Source organism: Marinilabilia salmonicolor JCM 21150, assembly GCF_000259075.1.
Taxonomy (GTDB): domain Bacteria; phylum Bacteroidota; class Bacteroidia; order Bacteroidales; family Marinilabiliaceae; genus Marinilabilia; species Marinilabilia salmonicolor.
Genome location: NZ_AJKI01000011.1, coordinates 127,473 through 147,471 on the forward strand (window position 1 = coordinate 127,473; position 19,999 = coordinate 147,471).

Here is a 19,999-nt window from a genome sequence, read left to right on the forward strand (position 1 = left end):
CAAACAGCCCTTCTTTTAATACATGGCAGCTCCACCACCGGTACGTCCTTTAATCCGTCCGGACTTCATCAATCCATCATAATGTCTCATCAGGAGGTGACTCTCAATCTGCTGAAGTGTATCAAGTACAACTCCCACAAGAATCAATAATGAAGTACCTCCATAGAACTGGGCAAAAGTCTGATCAACCCCTGCCAGCATTGCAAATGCAGGAAGAATCGCTACAATGGCCAGGAAGATGGAACCAGGTAATGTAATTTTAGACATTACAGAGTCCAGAAATTCCATGGTCTTTTTACCGGGTTTAACACCGGGAATAAAACCGCCATTACGCTTCATATCTTCAGCCATTTGCTGAGGATTGATAGTAATTGCAGTGTAGAAATAAGTAAATATAATAATCAGAAACGCAAAGGTAAAGTTGTACCAGAACCCGGTAAAGTCAGCAAAAGTTGCTGCAAATCCGGTAGCCGTTTCGCTGTCAGCAAACCCTGCAAGAGTAATGGGTACAAACATAATAGCCTGTGCAAAGATGATGGGCATTACACCCGCAGCATTAACCTTCAGCGGAATATACTGACGTACACCCCCATATTGCTTATTTCCTACAATTCTCTTGGCATACTGAACCGGTACACGACGAGTTCCCTGAACCAACAGAATAGTACCTGCAAACACAAAGAAGAGAACTACAAACTCGATCAGTAACATTACAAGACCACCACCTTCTTCAAGTCGGGAAACAAATTCCGCAATCAGGGCGAAAGGTAACTGTGCGATAATACCAATCATAATGATCAGCGATATACCATTACCAATTCCTTTGTCGGTAATCCGCTCTCCTAACCACATTACAAACATGGATCCTGCAGTAAGGATTATGGTCGAAGTCACTGTAAATCCCCATCCGGATGCAGCAAAAGCTGAATCGGGCAACTGTGCATGAAGATTGGCGATGTAACCGGGAGCCTGAAACAACAAAATTATAACAGTAAGATACCGTGTAATCTGATTGATTCTCCTTCGCCCGCTTTCACCTTCACGCTGTAAACGCTGAAAATAAGGAATGGCAATACCAAGCAACTGCACAACAATAGAAGCCGAGATATAGGGCATAATACCCAATGCAAAAATAGAGGCATTGGAAAAAGCTCCTCCCGAAAACATATTCAACAGTCCCAGTACACCACTGCTGGTTTGGGCCTCAAGATTGGCCAACTGATTTGGATCAATACCCGGAATTACAACGAAAGACCCCAAACGGTAAATAAGAATAAAACCGATTGTTGTCAAAATACGAGACCTGAGGTCTTCAATCTTCCAGATATTTCGGATGGTTTCTATAAACTTCATGAGTGTAATTTTCTATATTAACAAACAAACAATGACCCTCACATAAGGTGAGGGCCAATGCTGTGTGTCTATAATTCTTCAGCAGTTCCCTGAACAGCTTCGATGGCCTCTTTTGCCGATTTTGAAAATGCATGAGCTTTCACATTGATTTTTGCTTTCAGCTCACCATAGCCCAAAATCTTAACAAGGTCATTCTTGGCAATCAAACCGGCATTGTAAAGTGCTTCGGGAGTGATTTCTGCGTTATTGGTTTTGTCAACCAGCTCCTGCAGAGTACGAATATTGATTGATTTGTACTCTTTACGGTTAAAGTTCTTAAAACCGTATTTGGGAACACGTCTCTGCAAAGGCATCTGCCCGCCTTCAAAACCTACTTTCTTGGAATATCCCGAACGCGACTTAGCTCCTTTGTGTCCACGAGTGGAAGTACCACCCAGACCGGAACCCGGTCCGCGACCAAGACGTCTCCTGTAATGAGTCGATCCTTTTGCGGGTTTTAAATTATTTAATTCCATGATTTATTTCGATAAAAACGTTAAACCAAAATTACTTTTCAACACTAACAAGGTGTTGTACTTTCTTAACCATACCCAGAATATTCGGAGTATCCTCATGCTCTACGGTACCATTAAGTTTCTTAAGCCCAAGTGCATCCAAAGTGGCCTTTTGTTGTTTCGTACACCTGATGCGACTTTTAACCTGGGTAACTTTTATTTTAGCCATTTTAAAAGGTTTTATCCGTTAAAAACTTTGTCCAGGGTAACGCCACGTTGCGCAGCAACAGTTTTGGCATCACGCATTTCGCACAGTGCATTAATGGTTGCTTTCACAAGGTTGTGCGGATTTGCAGAACCTTTGGATTTCGCCAAAACATCTGTAACACCAGCACTTTCAAGCACGGCACGCATCGCACCACCGGCAACAAGACCAGTACCATGAGAAGCAGGTTTCATAAAAATCTGTGCACCTCCGAATTTGGAGATCTGCTCATGAGGAATGGTACCATTCAGGATCGGTACATGAACCAGGTTCTTTTTTGCCGCTTCAACGCCTTTAGCAATGGCGGTGGTCACCTCATTGGCCTTACCGAGTCCCCAGCCTACAACACCATTCTCATCTCCTACGACAACAATGGCAGAAAAGCTGAAAGTACGTCCACCTTTGGTTACTTTGGTAACACGGTTAATTGCTACCAGGCGGTCTTTAAGCTCGATATCATTATTCGTTTTAACTCTTTTGTTGTTTCCAGCCATAATGTTTAGAATTTAAGACCGGCCTCTCTAGCAGCATCGGCCAATTGTTTAACTCTACCATGATACAAATACCCGTTACGGTCGAAAACCACATTTTCGATGCCCGCACTTTTAGCTCTGTCGGCAATCATCTTACCAACCAAAGCTGCCTTTTCAGACTTATTACCTTTCTCTGCAGTGATATCTTTCACCAAAGAAGAGGCTGCTGCCAGGGTATTCCCGCTTTTATCATCGATCAGTTGAACAGAAATCTGCTTATTACTGCGATAAACTGACATACGGGGTTTATCTGCGGTTCCGGAAATATTTTTCCTGACCCGCTTTTTAATTTTCAGTCTTCTATTTTGTTTTGAAAAAGCCATATCAAATAACTTTATTTACTCAGATTAAACCTTTGCGCTCTTACCAGCCTTACGACGAATTTGTTCACCAAGGAAGCGAACACCTTTTCCTTTGTATGGTTCTGGTTTACGCAATGAACGCAATTTAGCACAAACTTGACCCAGCAACTGCTTATCAGCAGATTCCAGAGTAATCAAAGGATTACTTTTTCGGTCAGTTTTAGCCTCAACACTTACTTCTTTCGGCAATTCGATGTGAATCGGGTGAGAATACCCAAGCGAAAGTTCCAGTATCTGGCCGGTATTTTGTGCACGATAACCTACACCAATCAACTCGAGTTGCTGCTTATATCCTTCTGATACGCCAACAACCATATTACTGATTAATGAACGGTACAATCCGTGCATGGCCTTGTGCTTTTTCTCGTCTGAGGGCCTTTTCACTTCAATATTTCCGTCGTTAACTTCTACGATCATATCGGGGTCAATCTTCTGATGAAGTTCTCCTTTGGGACCTTTTACAGTCACCAAGCTGTCCTTAACCGTTACGTTAACACCGGAAGGTATGCTGATTGGTACTATTCCTATCCTTGACATAACTAAACCTCCTTTTTAATAAACGTAACACAAAACTTCACCACCCACTTTTTCATTGCGGGCTTCCTTATCGGTCATAACCCCCTTTGAAGTGGATATAATCGCAACTCCCAAACCATTCAAAACGCGTGGTACCTCACGATACCCGGTATATTTCCTTAAACCGGGGGTAGAAACACGCTTCAGTTTTTTAATGGCGGATTCTTTCGACGAGGCATCATACTTAAGGGCAATTTTGATAATTCCCTGCTTACCATCGTCCATCACTTTGTAGTTGAGGATATAACCTTTGTCAAACAAAATCTTGGTCATCTCCTTCTTAAGATTGGAGGCAGGTACCTCAACAACCTTATGCTTTGCCATAACGGCGTTCCTGACACGTGTCAGGTAATCTGCAATTGGATCTGTCATCTTCTTAAGTTTAAATTGATCCCGCAACCGGGACAATATTTAACACTTACTCTCCTTACCAACTGGCTTTTTTAACTCCGGGGATCAAGCCCGAAGAAGCCAATTCACGAAAAGTAATCCTGCTAACACCAAATTGACGCATATATCCCTTGGGACGACCGGTGAGTTTGCAACGGTTGTGTTGTCTTACGGGAGATGCATTACGAGGAAGCTTTTGCAAGCCCTCGTAATCACCCTCGGCCTTCAGTCTGGCCCTTTTTTCAGCGTATTTGGCAATAAGTTTGTCCCGCTTACGATCGCGGGCTTTCATGGATTCTTTTGCCATATTAACTAGTTCTTTTTAAGGTTTTTAAACGGTAATCCGAACTCACGAAGCAAAGCAAATGCTTCTTCATCGGTTTTTCCTGAGGTCACAAAGGTAATATTCATACCCATAATTTTGTTAACGGTATCAATATTTATTTCAGGAAAAATGATTTGTTCTTCAACACCCAGGGTATAATTCCCTCTGCCATCCAGCTTACTGTTGATTCCTTTAAAGTCACGAATACGAGGCAAAGCCACGCGAATCAGACGCTCAAGGAATTCATACATATTATCGCGGCGCAAAGTAACACTGGCACCGATGGGCATTTTCTTACGCAATTTAAAATTGGAGATATCCTTTTTGGAATAACGGGGCACTGCCTGCTGTCCGGAAATAGTTGACAACTCTTTTACAGAGATGTCAATCAGTTTTTTATCGGCAACAGCATCACCAACACCCTGGTTGATTACAATCTTCTCCAATCTGGGAACCTGCATCACAGTTTTGTAGCCAAACTCTTTCATAAGAGCTTGTACAATCTGTTCCTTGTATTGTTTTTCTAATGTAGGTGTATAGCTCATTACTTGATCTCCTCTCCTGATTTTTTAGAATAACGAACCAACTTCCCCTGATCGTTCAATTTACGACCAATACGGGTAGCTTTACCTGAGGAGGGATCCTTCAGGTTAAGATTGGAAATATGAATAGGGGCTTCCTTTTTCACGATGCCGCCCTGTGGGTTTTCAGAATTGGGTTTGGTATGCTTACTTACCATATTCACCCCTTCCACAATGGCGCGCTTCTTCTCGGGAAAGACCTCCAGAATTCTTCCTTCCTGTCCTTTGTTGACACCGGCATTTACAATGACGACATCACCTTTTTTGACATGTAATTTTCCCATGATTTTTTAACTCTTTAAAATTTAAAGCACTTCAGGCGCCAATGAAACAATCTTCATGTACCCTTCGCGAAGCTCGCGGGGAATGGGTCCAAAAATACGGGTTCCCCGCATTTCGCCCAAATTATTAATTAGCACACAGGCATTATCATCGAAACGGATATAAGAGCCGTCGGCGCGCCTAACTTCCTTCTTCGTGCGAACAACTACCGCTTTACTAACGGTACCTTTCTTCATTTCGCTTGAAGGCAAGGCACTTTTTACGGTTACCACAATGCGATCGCCCACGGAGGCGTATCTGCGTCCGGTACCTCCCAGTACGCGGATACAGAGAACCTCTCTGGCGCCACTATTGTCGGCAACATTAAGTCTGGATTCTTGCTGTATCATGATTACTTAGCTCTTTCAAGGATTTCAACTAATCTCCAACGTTTGGTTTTGCTCAGGGGGCGTGTTTCCATAATACGAACAGTATCCCCTATATTGCAGGTGTTCTCGGCATCGTGCGCGTGAAACTTCTTTGTCTTCTTCACAAATTTCCCGTAAATGGGGTGCTTCTCACGGATCACGACGGCAACAACGACGGATTTTTCCATCTTGTCGCTCACCACTACACCTGTTCTTTCTTTTCTAAGATTTCTGGTTTCCATCTACTTACGATTTTTCATTAAGTTGCTTCTGACGCAGGATTGTTTTCATGCGTGCGATGTCTTGCCGGGTATGCTTAATCTTCATAGGATTCTCCAGGGGAGAAATGGTATGATTAAGTTTCATACGAACCAGCTCTTGACTAAGCGCATCAATACGCTCCTCAATTTCCTGAGGTGCCATTTCTTTAATTTCTGAACTTTTCATACTCCTTAATCATTTGAAGATTCAACAAAATCCCGACGCACCACAAACTTGGTGGTAACGGGTAGTTTCTGAGCCGCCAAACGCAGGGCTTCTTTGGCAATCTCGAAAGAAACGCCGTCGCATTCAATAAGCATGCGTCCGGGTGTTACAGGGGCAACAAATCCTTCAGGAGAACCTTTACCTTTACCCATCCGAACCTCTGCAGGCTTCTTGGTAATGGGTTTATCGGGAAAGATACGAATCCAGATTTGTCCCTGACGTTGCATATAACGTGTCACTGCGATACGGGCAGCCTCTATCTGGCGGCCGGTAATCCATTTAGTCTGCAGTGATTTAATTCCAAAAGAGCCGAATGCCAGCTCATGCCCGCGTTGGGCATTACCCTTCATTCTTCCCTTTTGTTGCCTTCTGTGTTTTACTTTTTTAGGTTGTAACATCGTTAATGTTTCAATTAAAGTTTAACAGATGATTACTTTCTTCTCTTTTTGAATCCGCCTTTTCCTCCACGGTTTCCACCAGCTTCCTTCTGATTAAAATTAGGAGAAAGATCAGGTTTACCATAGATCTCACCTTTACAAATCCAGACTTTGATACCAATCAAACCTGTTTTTGTCAAGGCTTCGGCTTTGGCGAAGTCAATATCGGCACGGAAAGTATGAAGGGGTGTACGACCTTCTTTATACATTTCGGAACGAGCCATTTCAGCTCCGTTCAAACGACCTGATACCTGAATTTTAATCCCTTCAGCTCCCATACGCATGGTAGAAGCAATAGCCATTTTAGTAGCACGACGGTAGGCGATACGGCCTTCCAGCTGACGTGCAATATTATTGGCTACGATCAGGGCATCCATTTCAGGACGCTTTACTTCAAAGATATTGATCTGTACCTCTTTATCAGTAATCTTTTTTAACTCTTCTTTCAGCTTGTCCACCTCTTGTCCGCCTTTACCGATAATAATACCCGGACGGGCAGTATAAACGGTAATGGTAACGAGTTTCAGCGTACGCTCAATGATGATACGTGAAACACTTGCCTTGGCCAGACGAGCGTTGAGGTATTTGCGAAGCTTGGAATCCTCCAACAGCTTATCGCCGTAGTCTTTCCCACCGAACCAGTTGGAATCCCATCCACGGATAATTCCTAACCTGTTACTTATTGGATTTACTTTTTGTCCCATCTAGCTCAATTTAATTTTCTTGATTTTCAACTTTACTGTCAACCTTGATAGTCACGTGGTTCGACCGCTTGCGAATACGGTGCGCACGTCCTTGCGGAGCGGGTCTTAACCGTTTAAGGATACGACCTGAATCCACATAAATCTCTTTCACAAAGAGATTGGCATCTTCCAGCCGAACGTCCTCGTTCTTTTCTTTCCAGTTGGCGATGGCTGACAACAAAAGTTTCTCAACACGACGGGAGGCCTCCTTGGTGGAAAACTTCAGGACGTCAAGTGCCTTATTCACTTCCATTCCGCGTACCATATCGGCAACGAGCCTCATTTTACGCGGGGAAGTAGGCACATTCCGAAGCCGGGCAACATATTCCTGCTTCCTGGCTTCTTTTATTTTTTCTGCTCTTATTCTTTTTCTTGCACCCATTTTTTTGTCATTAATTAATTAAAACTGGGGGACGATTAACGTTTTTTGTTCCCACCATGACCTCTGTAGGTACGTGTGGGAGCAAACTCGCCCAATTTATGTCCTACCATATTTTCGGTTACATAAACAGGAATAAATTTATTTCCGTTGTGTACCGCTATGGTATGCCCCACAAATTCAGGGGCAATCATTGATGCACGGGCCCATGTTTTAATGACCGACTTCTTGCCGGATTCATTCATTGCTGCGACTTTCTGATCCAGCTTGTAATGAATATAGGGTCCTTTCTTTAACGATCTGCTCATAATTCAAACAATTAACCGGTTACTTTTTCCTTCTTTCGAGAATGTACTTGGAAGAGGCTTTTTTCTTGTTACGGGTTTTGTAACCTTTGGCAAGAACGCCATTCCTTGATCTTGGATGTCCGCCGGAAGAGCGGCCTTCACCACCACCCATCGGGTGATCTACCGGGTTCATCACAACACCACGAACACGGGGGCGACGACCCAACCAACGGGTACGACCGGCCTTACCTGATTGTTCGAGGGCATGATCGGAGTTACCAACAGCACCAACAGTGGCGCGACAAGTGGTAAGCACCATTCTCGATTCTCCGGAAGGTAATTTCACAACGGCATACTTTCCTTCGCGAGCAGAAAGCTGAGCAAAGGTACCGGCACTACGGGCCAATGCACCTCCCTGACCGGGACGCAGTTCGATGTTGTGCACAATAGTACCTAAAGGAATATCTCCCAAAGGAAGACTGTTTCCAATTTCAGGCGCGATACCTGAACCGGATTGTACTTTGTGACCAACCTGCAACCCGTTAGGTGCAAGAATGTACCGTTTTTGACCATCTTCATATACCAGCAATGCGATTCGTGCACTACGATTAGGATCGTATTGAATAGAATCTACAGTTGCGGCAACACCGTCCTTATTTCTCTTGAAATCGATTACCCGGTACTTCCTCTTGTGACCTCCTCCGAGGTAACGCATAGTCATTTTACCACTATGGTTACGTCCTCCGGATTTTTTCAGAGGCCGCAATAAGGACTTCTCTGGTACACCTGAGGTAATCGAGTCAAATGCACCAATAATTTTGTGTCTCTGCCCCGGTGTTGTGGGCTTTAATTTTCTTACTGCCATGTCAATTAAATATTGCTAAAGAAATCAATCTTATCTCCTTCGGCTAGTGTTACAATTGCTTTTTTGAAAGAATTGGTCCGTCCGTTGATGATACCGCCTTTGGTATAACGGGTTTTCAGTTTACCACCATAAACCATAGTGTTTACATCGGTTACTGAAACGCTATACATTTCCTCAACGGCTTTTTTAATCTCAATTTTGTTGGCACGCTTGTCCACAATAAAGCCGTATCGGTTCAGGGCATCGCCAAGCCAGGTCATTCTTTCTGTTACTATAGGCTTAATTATTACTTCCATGACTTAATTTGTTAAGCGTTAAAAAGTTGGGCGATTTCTTCCACCGAGCTTTCGGCCAGAACCAGCGACTGCGCTTTCATAATACTGTAGGTATTAAGTGCGGCAGTGGTAGCTACTTCTGATTTGGGAACATTACGTGACGAAAGATAAACGTTACGATCCAGATCTTTCACTACAACCAGTGAGCTCTTTCCTTCAACATTCAGATTCTTACGAATATTCACAAACTCTTTCGTTTTAGGACTTTCCATCTGGAAATCCTCGACCACTACGATGGCATTATTTTTTGCTTTGTATGCCAGGGCCGATTTACGAGCCAGTTGCTTCAGTTTCTTATTCAGTTTAAAGCGGTAGTCACGCGGTTGTGGGCCGAAAACACGACCACCACCACGGAAAACAGGTGATTTCACACTACCGGCACGAGCAGTACCCGTACCTTTTTGCTTTTTAATTTTTCTAGTACTTCCGGCAATTTCAGCACGCTCTTTCGATTTGTGCGTTCCCTGACGGTTATTGGCCAGATATTGTTTCACGTCCAGATAAATGGCATGATCGTTGGGCTCAATACCGAAAACAGCGTCGGGCAATTGCACTTTTCTGCCGGTTTCCTGTCCTTGTATGTTAACTACGTTCAGTTCCATTACTTTTCAATAATTAGATATGAACCCTTAGGTCCAGGAACAGACCCTTTAACCATCAACAGGTTACTTTCGGGAATTACTTTGATAACTTTCAGGTTTTCAACTTTCACATTGTCACCGCCTGTACGGCCTGCCATTCTCATACCTTTGAATACCCTCGAAGGATATGAAGAAGCACCCAGAGAACCGGGAGCACGACCACGGTTATGCTGACCATGGGTTTTGTCACCCACACCTGCAAAGCCATGACGCTTTACTACACCCTGAAACCCTTTTCCTTTGGAAACACCGGTAATATCCACAAATGTGTTCTCACCAAAAAGATCCACTGTAACGACATCACCCAGTTTGAGTTCATTTTCAAATTCTTTCAATTCAACCAGCTTGGCCTTGGGAGAGGTTCCTGCCTTCTTGAAATGTCCTTTCAAGGGATTGGTAGTACTTTTCTCTCTTTTCTCGTCAAAAGCCAACTGAATGGCTTCATACCCATCGGTCTCCATTGTTTTGACCTGAGTGACGACGCAAGGACCAGCTTCGATAACAGTGCATGGAACATTTTTCCCCTCGGCACTGAAAACGGAAGTCATTCCGATTTTTTTTCCAATTAATCCTGGCATTGCTTAAAGATTTAAATAATTAGATCACACTTTAATTTCAACTTCCACACCACTGGGAAGTTCCAACTTCATCAACGCATCGATGGTTTTAGCAGTAGAACTGTAAATATCGATCAGACGCTTATACGAAGCCAGTTCGTATTGTTCACGTGCTTTCTTGTTAACGAAAGTGGAACGCAGAACTGTGAAAATCCGCTTGTGTGTGGGCAGCGGAATTGGGCCGCTTACCACTGCTCCGGTGGTTTTAACGGTCTTCACGATCTTCTCGGCAGACTTGTCCACCAGATTGTGATCGTATGACTTGAGTTTGATTCTTATTTTTTGATTCATAATGGTTGATGAGAACTGTTTCTATAATAATTCGACTTTACCTTTGGCCTCTTTAACCACTTCCGTTGCAATGCTCTTGGAAACTTCTTCGAAGTGACTGAATTCCATTGAGGAAGTTGCACGACCTGATGAAATGGTACGCAAAGCGGTTACATAACCGAACATTTCGGCCAATGGCACTTTGGCTTTAACCACACGTGCACCGGCTTTGGATTCCATTCCTTCCACCTGTCCGCGACGCTTATTAAAGTCAGAAATAACATCTCCCATATATTCTTCAGGAGTTACCACTTCCACTTTCATAATTGGCTCGAGCAGCACAGGCTTGGCTTTCATACAGGCAGCTTTAAATGCCTGGCGACCGGCAATTTCAAACGAAAGCTGGTCAGAGTCCACCGGGTGGAAAGATCCGTCAAGCAGTTCAACTTTAAGGCTGTCAACATTGAAACCGGCCAACACACCATTTTTCATAGCGTCTTTAAAACCTTTTTCAACAGAAGGGATAAATTCCTTAGGAATGTTACCACCTTTTACCATATCAATAAACTGAAGACCTTCTTTATCGTCATCTGCAGGGCCTACCTTCACAATAACGTCGGCAAATTTACCACGACCTCCGGTCTGCTTTTTAAACACCTCGCGGTGATCAACAGTCTTGGTAATTGCTTCTTTATAGTTCACCTGAGGACGTCCCTGGTTACATTCAACCTTAAACTCACGTTTCAGACGATCAACAATAATCTCGAGGTGCAACTCACCCATACCGCTGATAACAGTCTGTCCGTTTTCCTCATCAGTTTCAACACGGAAAGTAGGATCCTCCTCGGCCAATTTGGCAAGTCCGGCACCCAGTTTATCCATATCTTTCTGACTCTTAGGCTCAACAGCAACACCAATCACAGGATCCGGGAATTCCATTGATTCCAAAGCAATAGGATGCTTCTCATCACACAGGGTATCTCCGGTGCGAATATCTTTAAAACCTACTCCGGCACAAATATCACCTGCAGAGATGGTATCCCTGGGCAACTGCTTATTGGATTTCATCTGATACAAACGTGCGATACGCTCTTTTTTCTCAGTACGTGAGTTCCAAACATAAGAACCTGCATCAATTTTACCGGAGTAAACACGCATAAACGCCAGACGTCCCACAAACGGGTCAGTAGCAATTTTAAATGCAAGCGCGGTAAACGGAGCATCTTCGTCATGAGGACGAGCCTCTTCTTTACCGGTCCTAGGGTTTACACCTTCAATCTCTGCCACGTCGATGGGCGAAGGCAGAAAACCGACAATCGCATCGATCAAACGCTGAACACCTTTATTTTTGAAAGCAGATCCGCAAAGCATGGGAACAACTTTCATATCGATGGTGGCTTGACGCAACACCTCGATCAATTGCTCTTTGGTGATGGAATCAGGATCTTCAAAATACTTCTCCATCAATTCATCATCATACTCAGCAACTGATTCAATCAGTTTTCCGCGCCACTCTTCCACTTCGTCCGCCATTTCGGCAGGAACGTCCTGAAGTTCGTATCGGGCACCCAGCACGTCGTCATCAAACCAAACAACGGCTTTATTCTCAATCAGGTCAACCACTCCGCGAAAATCCTCTTCAGCACCGATGGGTACCTGAACAGGAACGGGGTTAGCGCCAAGGACTTCTTTCACCTGGCGAACCACTTCGAAGAAATTGGCACCTGAACGGTCCATTTTATTCACAAAACCCATACGGGGAACACCATACTTGTTGGCTTGTCTCCATACGGTTTCGGACTGGGGCTCAACACCACCAACGGCACAAAACACAGCAACGGCACCATCGAGAACCCTCAGTGAGCGCTCTACCTCAACGGTAAAGTCAACGTGACCCGGGGTGTCAATGATGTTAATTTTATAATCTTCGTTGTTGTATTTCCAGTTGGTTGTAATGGCAGCGGAAGTAATGGTAATACCTCTCTCCTGCTCCTGCTCCATCCAGTCCATTGTAGCGGAACCATCGTGCGTCTCACCGATTTTATGCGTCATACCGGTATAAAACAGAATCCGCTCGGTAGCGGTTGTTTTACCGGCATCGATGTGCGCCATGATTCCGATATTTCTGGTATATTTTAAGTCTGCCTTTGCCATATTAAGGTTTCCTTTTATTTAGTTAAGTTTAAAATCTGAAGTGAGCAAATGCACGGTTGGCTTCGGCCATTTTATGCATATCCTCTTTTCTTTTGAAGGCTCCACCTTCCTGGTTATATGCGGCAACAATTTCAGCACCCAGCTTTTCGGCCATTGATTTACCACTACGCTTACGTGCAAATGCAATCAGGTTTTTCATACTTACAGATAACTTTCTGTCGGCACGAATTTCGGTTGGAACCTGAAAAGTTGCACCACCAACGCGACGGCTTTTAACCTCAACTGCGGGTGTAACATTTTCCAGTGCTTTTTTAAACACTTCAAGAGGTGCTTTACCCTCTTTTTCTGCTTTTTCAGCAATACGATCCATCGCATCGTAAAAAATAGCATAAGCCACGGATTTCTTTCCGTCGAACATCATGTTATTTACGAACTGCGTCACCATGGTGTCATTAAACTTCGGATCGGGAAGAATAATCCTCTTCTTTGGTTTACTTTTTCTCATCTCTTCTTTTTGTTTATTAGCTTTATTATTGGCTGTATCCGTGTCTTCAACGGTCTCGCGACCATTTACTCAACCTTTGTTTACAAACCAATAAACAAAGACCAAACAGTGAAACTAAAATTACTTCTTAGGACGCTTAGTCCCGTACTTGGAACGACGCTGAGTACGTCCCTCAACTCCTGAAGCATCGAGTGCTCCGCGAACAAGGTGATAACGAACACCGGGAAGATCTTTTACCCTTCCACCGCGCACCAATACAATTGAGTGCTCCTGAAGGTTGTGTCCTTCTCCCGGAATGTAGGCGTTCACCTCTTTTCCGTTGGTCAATCTTACCCTAGCCACTTTACGCATAGCTGAGTTCGGTTTCTTTGGTGTTGTGGTATAAACTCTCACACAAACACCACGTCTTTGCGGACATGCATTCAAAGCAGGCGATTTACTTTTCTCCACCTGTTTTTTCCGTCCCTTCTTTACTAACTGATGAATTGTTGGCATATAAACAATTGTTTTAAACTTAAATTACTCTTTTAAAACGGGTTGCAAAGGTAGTCTTTTTACATTAAAAATCTCACTGATTCTCAACATTTTTCACACCTATGCACAAAAAAGCGGTGCAAAAGTACTAATTTTCAATTGAAAATACATAATATAACCTGAAAAATTCTTGTAATTATTTGGTTAAAAATACTTTTAATAAAATTATGATGGTTCAAAGAAGAGGTCTAAACCGCAAAACCCGGGAAAATTCATCTTTCCGGTTCCAAATCCCGTAATCATCCGAAAAAACATTTTAAAGATCTGATTACGAATAGAAATGCTTTTCTCCCTGAATGGTTTTAGCTTTTGACATTGGTTTCATTAACTCTCAAGCAAAAATTAATTCTTATTTTTAACCACCCGTGTCCGGTTAATGATTTTTATTTCCCCACAACAAGAAAAAACACATTAAATATGAAAACACTGTCGTTTATTACATTTTTGTTTCTTTTTTCTACTCAATACGCTTATTCTCAGAATACCTATGAAAAAAACAAAGCAATAGAAAGCATCTCTGCCAATGAACTGATGACTGATATCGAATTCCTCTCCTCTGACCTGCTTGAAGGCCGGGAGGCAGGCAAAAGAGGAGCCCGGATTGCAGCCCTTTACATTGCCTCAAGGTTTAAACAACTTGGACTGAAACCATTCAACTCCACCTCTGACCTGAATAACACCACTGATCAGTACATTCAAAAAGTCCCTCTGGTATGGAGTAACGTCGAAGAAGCATGTATGGTATTAAAGAAGGGACAACAAGATATCCGATTTGCCCCTGAAACTGATTTTAATCCACCGGTAACGGATTACTCCTTTAACATTAATGGGAAGGTGGTTTTTGCAGGATATGGATTAGGAGTGAAGACCAAAGAAGGGCTTAAAAACAAAATACTTTTAAGAGCAAAGGGATATACCGGAATGAGAGACACTTTGTCCAAAGGATATCAACAATACAACTCCCTTTCCGAACGCGAATTGACAAACATTAAGAACAGTTTTGCCGGTGAAGCAGGAGTTTCCGTAATCCTTGAATTTGATCCTGAAAATCCAACATTCCCGGTGCTGACCGGTAACGAGAAAAAAGATTACGCTGAGAAAGAACTATCAAAACGCTCTTCAGGAATATACAAACGCTCAGTTCGCCGAAGTGGAACTGAACTTAGCGTTAATCCTCCGGTTTTCAAAGTATCTCACCGTATCGTAAATGCCCTGTTTCCCAATTGGGAGGAAATGTTATCAGAATATAATCCCATTGACAAAAGAAAAAGATCTCTTCCCACTTCAATTTCCGGAATCGAAGTATCCGTTGAGGTAAAAGAAACTCCTTTCACCTGTGGTAATGTGATTGGGGAAATTGAGGGTAAAAACAAAGACGAAATCATTGTTATCGGTGCACACTATGATCATTTGGGCATGTACGATGGTTATATATACAACGGAGCAGACGACAATGCTTCAGGGGTTGCAGGCGTTATCGCCCTGGCAAAAGCATTTACAAAATCCGGCGCCATCCCGGAGAAGACGCTGATTTTTGCAGCCTGGACTGCAGAAGAAAGAGGCCTCCATGGTTCAACTCATTTCGTTAATACTTTTAACGATACAGAAAAAATAAAATATTACCACAATTACGACATGATTGGACGAAGTTCAAATCCGGAAGAGCCGGACTCTGCTGTTTCGTTTTTATATACTAAAAGCTGGGAACACGCAAAAAAAATCACCATGGAAAACAACAAAGGTGCAAACATCAACCTCAACATTCGTTGGGGTGCAATGGAGGATCCAACCGGAGGAAGCGATAATGCACCATTTGCAAAGAAAGAGATTCCCATTATGTGGTTTCATACAGGGGGACATCCCGATTATCACGGGCCATATGACCACTCCGGAAAAATAGATCAAGCAAAGATTGAAAAAATTATAAAACTCAGTTTTCTGAACATCCGGGATTTAGCCTTTGGGAAAAACCAATAGAGAACATTCCCCGATAAACAAGACTTTTACAAGGAACAATTGTATATTTGCAGCCTGAAATTTGTAAATTCATCAAAACCAACAAAAAATGAAGGCATACGTATTCCCCGGGCAAGGCGCCCAATACGTTGGAATGGGAAAAGATGTTTATGACAACAATCCCATGGCCAAGGAACTTTTTGAAAAAGCGAATGAAATTCTGGGATTCCGTATTACCGACCTCATGTTTGAGGGAACGGACGAGGATCTGAAGCAAACAAAAGTAACCCAGCCGGCAATATTTTTGCATTCGGTAATTCTCTCTAAGACACTGGGCAATGAGTTTCAACCAGAGATGGTTGCAGGGCATTCACTGGGGGAGTTTTCTGCATTGGTTGCAGCCGGAGCCCTGTCATTTGAAGACGGACTCAGGCTGGTATATCAGAGAGCAATGGCCATGCAAAAAGCCTGTGAAATAAAACCCTCTACCATGGCAGCCATTGTCGGTCTGGAAGACTCGGTTGTTGAGGAGGTTTGCAACGCCATCGATGATGTGGTGGTAGCAGCCAACTACAACTGTCCCGGACAGTTAGTGATTTCAGGAACCTTTGAAGGAATCGACAAAGCCTGTGACCTGTTGAAAGAAAAAGGTGCTAAAAGAGCGTTAAAACTTCCGGTAGGAGGTGCATTTCACTCTCCACTGATGGAACCTGCACGTGCAGAGCTGGCCGAAGCCATTGAAAACACCAGGTTTGATATTCCGGTTTGTCCTGTTTATCAGAATGTGGATGCCAAACCTCAAACAGATCCGGCCAATATCAAAGCCAACCTCGTATCGCAATTAACAGCACCGGTAAGATGGACCCAAACGGTACAGAATATGCTGGCCGACGGAGCCAATCACTTCACAGAAATCGGCCCGGGAAAAGTACTTCAGGGACTTATCAAAAAAGTAGACCGAAGTGCTCAAACCGACGGAGTCAGTCAATTACAATAATTATTTCAATATCAGAAAACAGTCTGCCGAAACATTCAGCGGACTGTTTTTCTTTATAATCTAGCCTGCTTTATTGTTGATTTGCACAAGGTGAAAAATAGCGGCGGCTTGCCCGACATTCTTCACTTGACTTGACACTAGTTCCACATCACGACCGCTTTCTGCGTTTTTCCATCCATCAAAATGGTAAGCGGTTTTTCAAACTGAATTACTTTAAAATATTTTGTCTCCTCGACGGGTGTTTGTTCCTGAAGAAAATCAAGGTCAACAAATTCCACATCGGTTGTTCTTCTGACAGAAAAATAACCTACATTCATGGAAGTCACGTTGTGGAAGAAATGTGACCCCAGGGATGCATCAAGGGGAAAATCCGGCAGTCCCATTTCAACAACAACTCTTGCCTGGGAAATCTGCGACCAGTAAACAGGAATTCCTGTTGATGGATCACGTGTTCCCCAACGCCCGGGACCAATTAAAACATATTCACGCCCCTCCTTTTCCATTTTTTTATTCAGCTCAGCCATCTCAGCAGCCATCTCACGGGTCTTAATACGATCAAACTTTTCCACATCCATAAAAACCAAATCGCGGATATGTTCATACCGTCCATTTCCCATCCCTTTTTCTGATTTCAGAACTATTCGTTCTTCTTTTACCTCATCAAAATTCACATCCACATGGTTTTCCAACCGTATCAAAGGTTTTATTTGCAACAACCACAAGGTTGGGTACCCGTTGGGCCCGGCATCAAGATCAAGAGCAAATTCAATCTCCACCGGGGCCCCCATCGCCTCCCTGAAATAGCGCAACAGGACATCCAATGCATGAGGCAGTGGAACCAAATCATATTTCAGGATATTGGCAAAGTTCAACACCCGGGGACCTCTCAACGAAAGATCTGTGGTTAACCGGTCATTGTTGATATCATAAACCATTGCGCAATGTTTGAGGTTTCCGTCCTCCTCTGCCTCGGTGATATCCAGTTTCCGCACAAAAGCATCCTCTCCTCCATCCATCAGGGTTGAACTTGTATCTTCAAGATCAACTGCATAAAAATAGTCCTGCGAATCTTTGATCTGATCCCCCAGAGAACTCAACTCCAGGTTCGGAAACCGCGGACAGAAACGCCAGGCTTTTTCTCCTCCTACCACATATTTTCCCAGTCCAACACCAATTACGGCAAATCCATCCTCGGGCTTCATATAAGAAAATGGGTAATAATTGAAAGACTGGGCCACACCGCTCACATGGGGATAAAAACGTTCGTGCGCTTTCTGGCCAACAAGTTTTTGAATGATGACGGCCATTTTCTCTTCATCTATTTTATAATGTACTGCATCGAAATAATCTCTGGCCGTTGGACTAAAAATAGAAGCATAAACCAATTTAACAGCAGATGCGAGCTGGTCAAAACGAACTTCCGGATTGGGATCGTTATTGGGCAAAACATAAGTGGTGAAAACTCCTGCAAAGGGCTGTAAAAGACTATCTTCAAACAATCCGGAAGAACGCACAGCCAGCGGGGCGTCCATATATTCCACATATTGACGCAGTTTCCGGTCAACCTCGTCACTCAGGCGCGCAGAAAGAAAACGCTTCTTTACCTCCTCATAATCTTTTTCGTCATATACCGATTTCTGAAAATTGTTTTTTTCCAGAAAAGCGGTGAACTCACCGGCTCCTAGAATGGTAGTTGGCGGGATTTTTATATTCAGTTCGGGTACGATAGAATTAAAGTCAATGTTTTCAATAAAATTGCTTAAAAAGGCAAGCCCTCGTCCCTTTCCGCCAAAAGATCCATCACCAATGCGCATCACAAATCGATCCATGTGAACCATCGCCGGGTCGAACTGCACAACACGTCCTCTAAGCCTTTCCATCCGCGCCTCCTCAAAAACATCCAGAATCTTCATTCTCAACTTGGTGGTACTGTCGAAATCTTCAATTCTGTATGGCCGTAGCCTTTTGGCAATGGAAATTTCACCCCGTGCCATCAGCCAGGTAGAAATCCCGTTTCGCTGAGCATGGTAAAGAAGGGATTCGGGAGGAACATCCTGCAGGCAACGAATAAACTCTTTCAGATTCCGGGCAGTGGCAAGAATAATTCCCCGGGAGTTGGTAAAAACAAAATTTCCAAACCCCAGCTTTTGATGGATAAAATTATAAATATCCATACTCAGGGTGTCGGAATTTTTATCTATAAAATCAGCATCTACCTCTTGTGCTTTTTGCGCATTGGCAGGATCGGATGACTGTAACAAAGCAGGCAGCGTGGTTTTTGATTTGACATACTTAATCAAATCAACCCCGGCATTTCTGTCCAGCTTGCCGTTACGTGAATATTTGACATCTGAAATAACACAAATAAGGTTATCAAGATAGTGATCTACAATTTCAACCGCCTCCTCGTACGAACTGACCAGCAATACCTTTGGGCGAACCCGCATTTTCAATATTTTATGGGTCTGATCCGAAGTTTCTTCCGTAAGGATATTTTGCGTCTGCGTCATTATAATGGAGTAAAGCAATGGCAGGTATCGGGTGTAATAGCGTTGGGAATCTTCCACCAGCAAAATAATCCTGACATCACCCACTGCCACATCATTGGCCACATTCTTCTTATCTTCCACATATTTAATCATGGCCAGAAAGACACGGGAATCCCCATTCCATACAAAAACTTTATCGATACTTCCTCCGGGTGACGATGGCTCATCAAAATATTTGAGATCCTCATTGTTATTGACCATCAACAAAATGGGCAACTCACTGTTTTCCCTCCTGATTTCCTGACTCAATGAAACAGGCATTTGTTTATCCAGGCCTGCCATCAGAATGACCATATCAAACCGGCGTTTCGATATCAGCGAAAGAGCTTCATCATAAGTCGCAACACTGGTAATGCGGGGGGCGGAAAAAAGGTTAAGCTGAAGATACTCTCCAAAAATTTTATCAAAAAAACGACCTTCACGTACAATCGAATAGGAATCGTAATGAGTGGCAACAAGCAACACCTCGGTTACCTTAAACGCCATCAACTCCTGAAAGATATCCTGATCTGATTTTTTTCTTTTGAATATTTTAGACAGCTCAACGTAATGATTTTCAGTGCCCATAGTTAATCCTACTTTTTAATAAAACATCAAAACAAGGTATAGGATTTTAAGTACAAAACAAAGAGGTTTATCTCCATTAAAGACCAAAAAAAATCCTGCCCGAAGACAG

Annotated in this window: 28 protein-coding genes; 2 read left to right on the forward strand and 26 right to left on the reverse strand. The window is 43.2% G+C overall.

From position 1 onward, the window contains the following. Nucleotides 1-15 precede the first annotated feature (15 nt). From secY to rpsL, 25 genes are all read right to left on the reverse strand, one after another. On the reverse strand, nucleotides 16-1,353 hold the full coding sequence (gene secY, locus W7W_RS0107595; protein WP_010663199.1) for a preprotein translocase subunit SecY: 1,338 nt from the start codon (nucleotides 1,351-1,353) through the stop codon (nucleotides 16-18). A gap of 68 nt (nucleotides 1,354-1,421) precedes the next feature. Continuing rightward, on the reverse strand, nucleotides 1,422-1,868 hold the full coding sequence (gene rplO, locus W7W_RS0107600; RefSeq protein ID WP_010663200.1) for a 50S ribosomal protein L15: 447 nt from the start codon (nucleotides 1,866-1,868) through the stop codon (nucleotides 1,422-1,424). Nucleotides 1,869-1,899: 31 nt separating this feature from the next. Further along, entirely contained in the window at nucleotides 1,900-2,076 is a 177-nt protein-coding gene (rpmD, locus tag W7W_RS0107605) for a 50S ribosomal protein L30 (protein WP_010663201.1), read from the reverse strand. 11 nt (nucleotides 2,077-2,087) lie between these two features. Continuing rightward, on the reverse strand, nucleotides 2,088-2,606 hold the full coding sequence (gene rpsE, locus W7W_RS0107610; RefSeq protein WP_010663202.1) for a 30S ribosomal protein S5: 519 nt from the start codon (nucleotides 2,604-2,606) through the stop codon (nucleotides 2,088-2,090). Between the two features lie 5 nt (nucleotides 2,607-2,611). Next, the gene (gene rplR / locus W7W_RS0107615; protein WP_010663203.1) at nucleotides 2,612-2,968 is read right to left on the reverse strand and encodes a 50S ribosomal protein L18; all 357 of its coding nucleotides are present in this window, start codon (nucleotides 2,966-2,968) and stop codon (nucleotides 2,612-2,614) included. Between the two features lie 24 nt (nucleotides 2,969-2,992). Next, nucleotides 2,993-3,544, reverse strand: a complete 552-nt coding sequence (gene rplF, locus W7W_RS0107620) for a 50S ribosomal protein L6 (protein WP_010663204.1) — start codon at nucleotides 3,542-3,544, stop codon at nucleotides 2,993-2,995. Nucleotides 3,545-3,559: 15 nt separating this feature from the next. Beyond that, complete coding sequence (gene rpsH / locus W7W_RS0107625; protein WP_010663205.1) at nucleotides 3,560-3,955, reverse strand: 30S ribosomal protein S8; 396 nt, start codon at nucleotides 3,953-3,955, stop codon at nucleotides 3,560-3,562. A gap of 55 nt (nucleotides 3,956-4,010) precedes the next feature. Then, a complete protein-coding gene (gene rpsN, locus W7W_RS0107630) occupies nucleotides 4,011-4,280 on the reverse strand; it encodes a 30S ribosomal protein S14 (protein WP_010663206.1) in 270 nt (89 codons plus the stop codon). A 5-nt stretch (nucleotides 4,281-4,285) separates the two neighbouring features. Then, complete coding sequence (rplE, locus tag W7W_RS0107635; protein ID WP_010663207.1) at nucleotides 4,286-4,843, reverse strand: 50S ribosomal protein L5; 558 nt, start codon at nucleotides 4,841-4,843, stop codon at nucleotides 4,286-4,288. Then, nucleotides 4,843-5,163, reverse strand: coding sequence for a 50S ribosomal protein L24 (rplX, locus tag W7W_RS0107640; protein WP_010663208.1), 321 nt, complete (start codon nucleotides 5,161-5,163; stop codon nucleotides 4,843-4,845). The genes rplE and rplX overlap by 1 nt, the downstream gene beginning before the upstream one ends. Before the next feature lie 21 nt (nucleotides 5,164-5,184). Next, the gene (gene rplN, locus W7W_RS0107645; protein ID WP_010663209.1) at nucleotides 5,185-5,550 is read right to left on the reverse strand and encodes a 50S ribosomal protein L14; all 366 of its coding nucleotides are present in this window, start codon (nucleotides 5,548-5,550) and stop codon (nucleotides 5,185-5,187) included. A gap of 2 nt (nucleotides 5,551-5,552) precedes the next feature. Beyond that, nucleotides 5,553-5,810 carry a 30S ribosomal protein S17 gene (gene rpsQ, locus W7W_RS0107650; RefSeq protein ID WP_010663210.1) on the reverse strand — a complete coding sequence of 86 codons (258 nt, stop codon included), beginning with the start codon at nucleotides 5,808-5,810 and terminating at the stop codon, nucleotides 5,553-5,555. Between the two features lie 4 nt (nucleotides 5,811-5,814). Continuing rightward, nucleotides 5,815-6,015: a 50S ribosomal protein L29 gene (gene rpmC / locus W7W_RS0107655; RefSeq protein ID WP_010663211.1), complete on the reverse strand. Its 201-nt coding sequence runs from the start codon at nucleotides 6,013-6,015 to the stop codon at nucleotides 5,815-5,817. Nucleotides 6,016-6,020: 5 nt separating this feature from the next. Continuing rightward, nucleotides 6,021-6,452: a 50S ribosomal protein L16 gene (gene rplP, locus W7W_RS0107660; RefSeq protein ID WP_010663212.1), complete on the reverse strand. Its 432-nt coding sequence runs from the start codon at nucleotides 6,450-6,452 to the stop codon at nucleotides 6,021-6,023. Nucleotides 6,453-6,484: 32 nt separating this feature from the next. After that, a complete protein-coding gene (gene rpsC / locus W7W_RS0107665) occupies nucleotides 6,485-7,195 on the reverse strand; it encodes a 30S ribosomal protein S3 (protein ID WP_010663213.1) in 711 nt (236 codons plus the stop codon). 10 nt (nucleotides 7,196-7,205) lie between these two features. Then, nucleotides 7,206-7,616 carry a 50S ribosomal protein L22 gene (rplV, locus tag W7W_RS0107670; protein WP_010663214.1) on the reverse strand — a complete coding sequence of 137 codons (411 nt, stop codon included), beginning with the start codon at nucleotides 7,614-7,616 and terminating at the stop codon, nucleotides 7,206-7,208. 35 nt (nucleotides 7,617-7,651) lie between these two features. Next, nucleotides 7,652-7,921, reverse strand: a complete 270-nt coding sequence (gene rpsS, locus W7W_RS0107675) for a 30S ribosomal protein S19 (RefSeq protein ID WP_010663215.1) — start codon at nucleotides 7,919-7,921, stop codon at nucleotides 7,652-7,654. 19 nt (nucleotides 7,922-7,940) lie between these two features. Next, entirely contained in the window at nucleotides 7,941-8,765 is an 825-nt protein-coding gene (gene rplB / locus W7W_RS0107680; protein WP_010663216.1) for a 50S ribosomal protein L2, read from the reverse strand. A gap of 5 nt (nucleotides 8,766-8,770) precedes the next feature. Further along, entirely contained in the window at nucleotides 8,771-9,061 is a 291-nt protein-coding gene (gene rplW, locus W7W_RS0107685; protein ID WP_010663217.1) for a 50S ribosomal protein L23, read from the reverse strand. 11 nt (nucleotides 9,062-9,072) lie between these two features. Then, complete coding sequence (rplD, locus tag W7W_RS0107690) at nucleotides 9,073-9,702, reverse strand: 50S ribosomal protein L4 (protein WP_010663218.1); 630 nt, start codon at nucleotides 9,700-9,702, stop codon at nucleotides 9,073-9,075. Beyond that, nucleotides 9,702-10,319, reverse strand: coding sequence for a 50S ribosomal protein L3 (gene rplC, locus W7W_RS0107695; RefSeq protein WP_010663219.1), 618 nt, complete (start codon nucleotides 10,317-10,319; stop codon nucleotides 9,702-9,704). Before rplC ends, rplD begins: the two co-directional genes overlap by 1 nt. Nucleotides 10,320-10,343: 24 nt before the next feature. Beyond that, entirely contained in the window at nucleotides 10,344-10,649 is a 306-nt protein-coding gene (gene rpsJ, locus W7W_RS0107700) for a 30S ribosomal protein S10 (protein WP_010663220.1), read from the reverse strand. 21 nt (nucleotides 10,650-10,670) lie between these two features. Continuing rightward, nucleotides 10,671-12,782: an elongation factor G gene (gene fusA, locus W7W_RS0107705; RefSeq protein ID WP_010663221.1), complete on the reverse strand. Its 2,112-nt coding sequence runs from the start codon at nucleotides 12,780-12,782 to the stop codon at nucleotides 10,671-10,673. A gap of 28 nt (nucleotides 12,783-12,810) precedes the next feature. Next, nucleotides 12,811-13,287, reverse strand: a complete 477-nt coding sequence (gene rpsG, locus W7W_RS0107710; protein ID WP_010663222.1) for a 30S ribosomal protein S7 — start codon at nucleotides 13,285-13,287, stop codon at nucleotides 12,811-12,813. 120 nt (nucleotides 13,288-13,407) lie between these two features. Beyond that, entirely contained in the window at nucleotides 13,408-13,782 is a 375-nt protein-coding gene (rpsL, locus tag W7W_RS0107715) for a 30S ribosomal protein S12 (RefSeq protein WP_010663223.1), read from the reverse strand. 456 nt (nucleotides 13,783-14,238) lie between these two features. Between rpsL and W7W_RS23685 the strand changes: the two genes are divergently transcribed. Together W7W_RS23685 and fabD are read left to right on the forward strand one after the other, a co-directional pair. Then, nucleotides 14,239-15,798 (forward strand): M28 family metallopeptidase, encoded by a 1,560-nt coding sequence (locus W7W_RS23685; RefSeq protein ID WP_010663224.1) that lies wholly within the window; start codon nucleotides 14,239-14,241, stop codon nucleotides 15,796-15,798. Between the two features lie 88 nt (nucleotides 15,799-15,886). After that, a complete protein-coding gene (gene fabD, locus W7W_RS0107725) occupies nucleotides 15,887-16,774 on the forward strand; it encodes an ACP S-malonyltransferase (protein WP_010663225.1) in 888 nt (295 codons plus the stop codon). A 137-nt stretch (nucleotides 16,775-16,911) separates the two neighbouring features. On the opposite strand, the gene W7W_RS0107730 is transcribed toward fabD, so the two are convergent. Continuing rightward, nucleotides 16,912-19,890, reverse strand: a complete 2,979-nt coding sequence (locus W7W_RS0107730; protein ID WP_010663226.1) for a PEP/pyruvate-binding domain-containing protein — start codon at nucleotides 19,888-19,890, stop codon at nucleotides 16,912-16,914. Nucleotides 19,891-19,999: the final 109 nt, after the last annotated feature.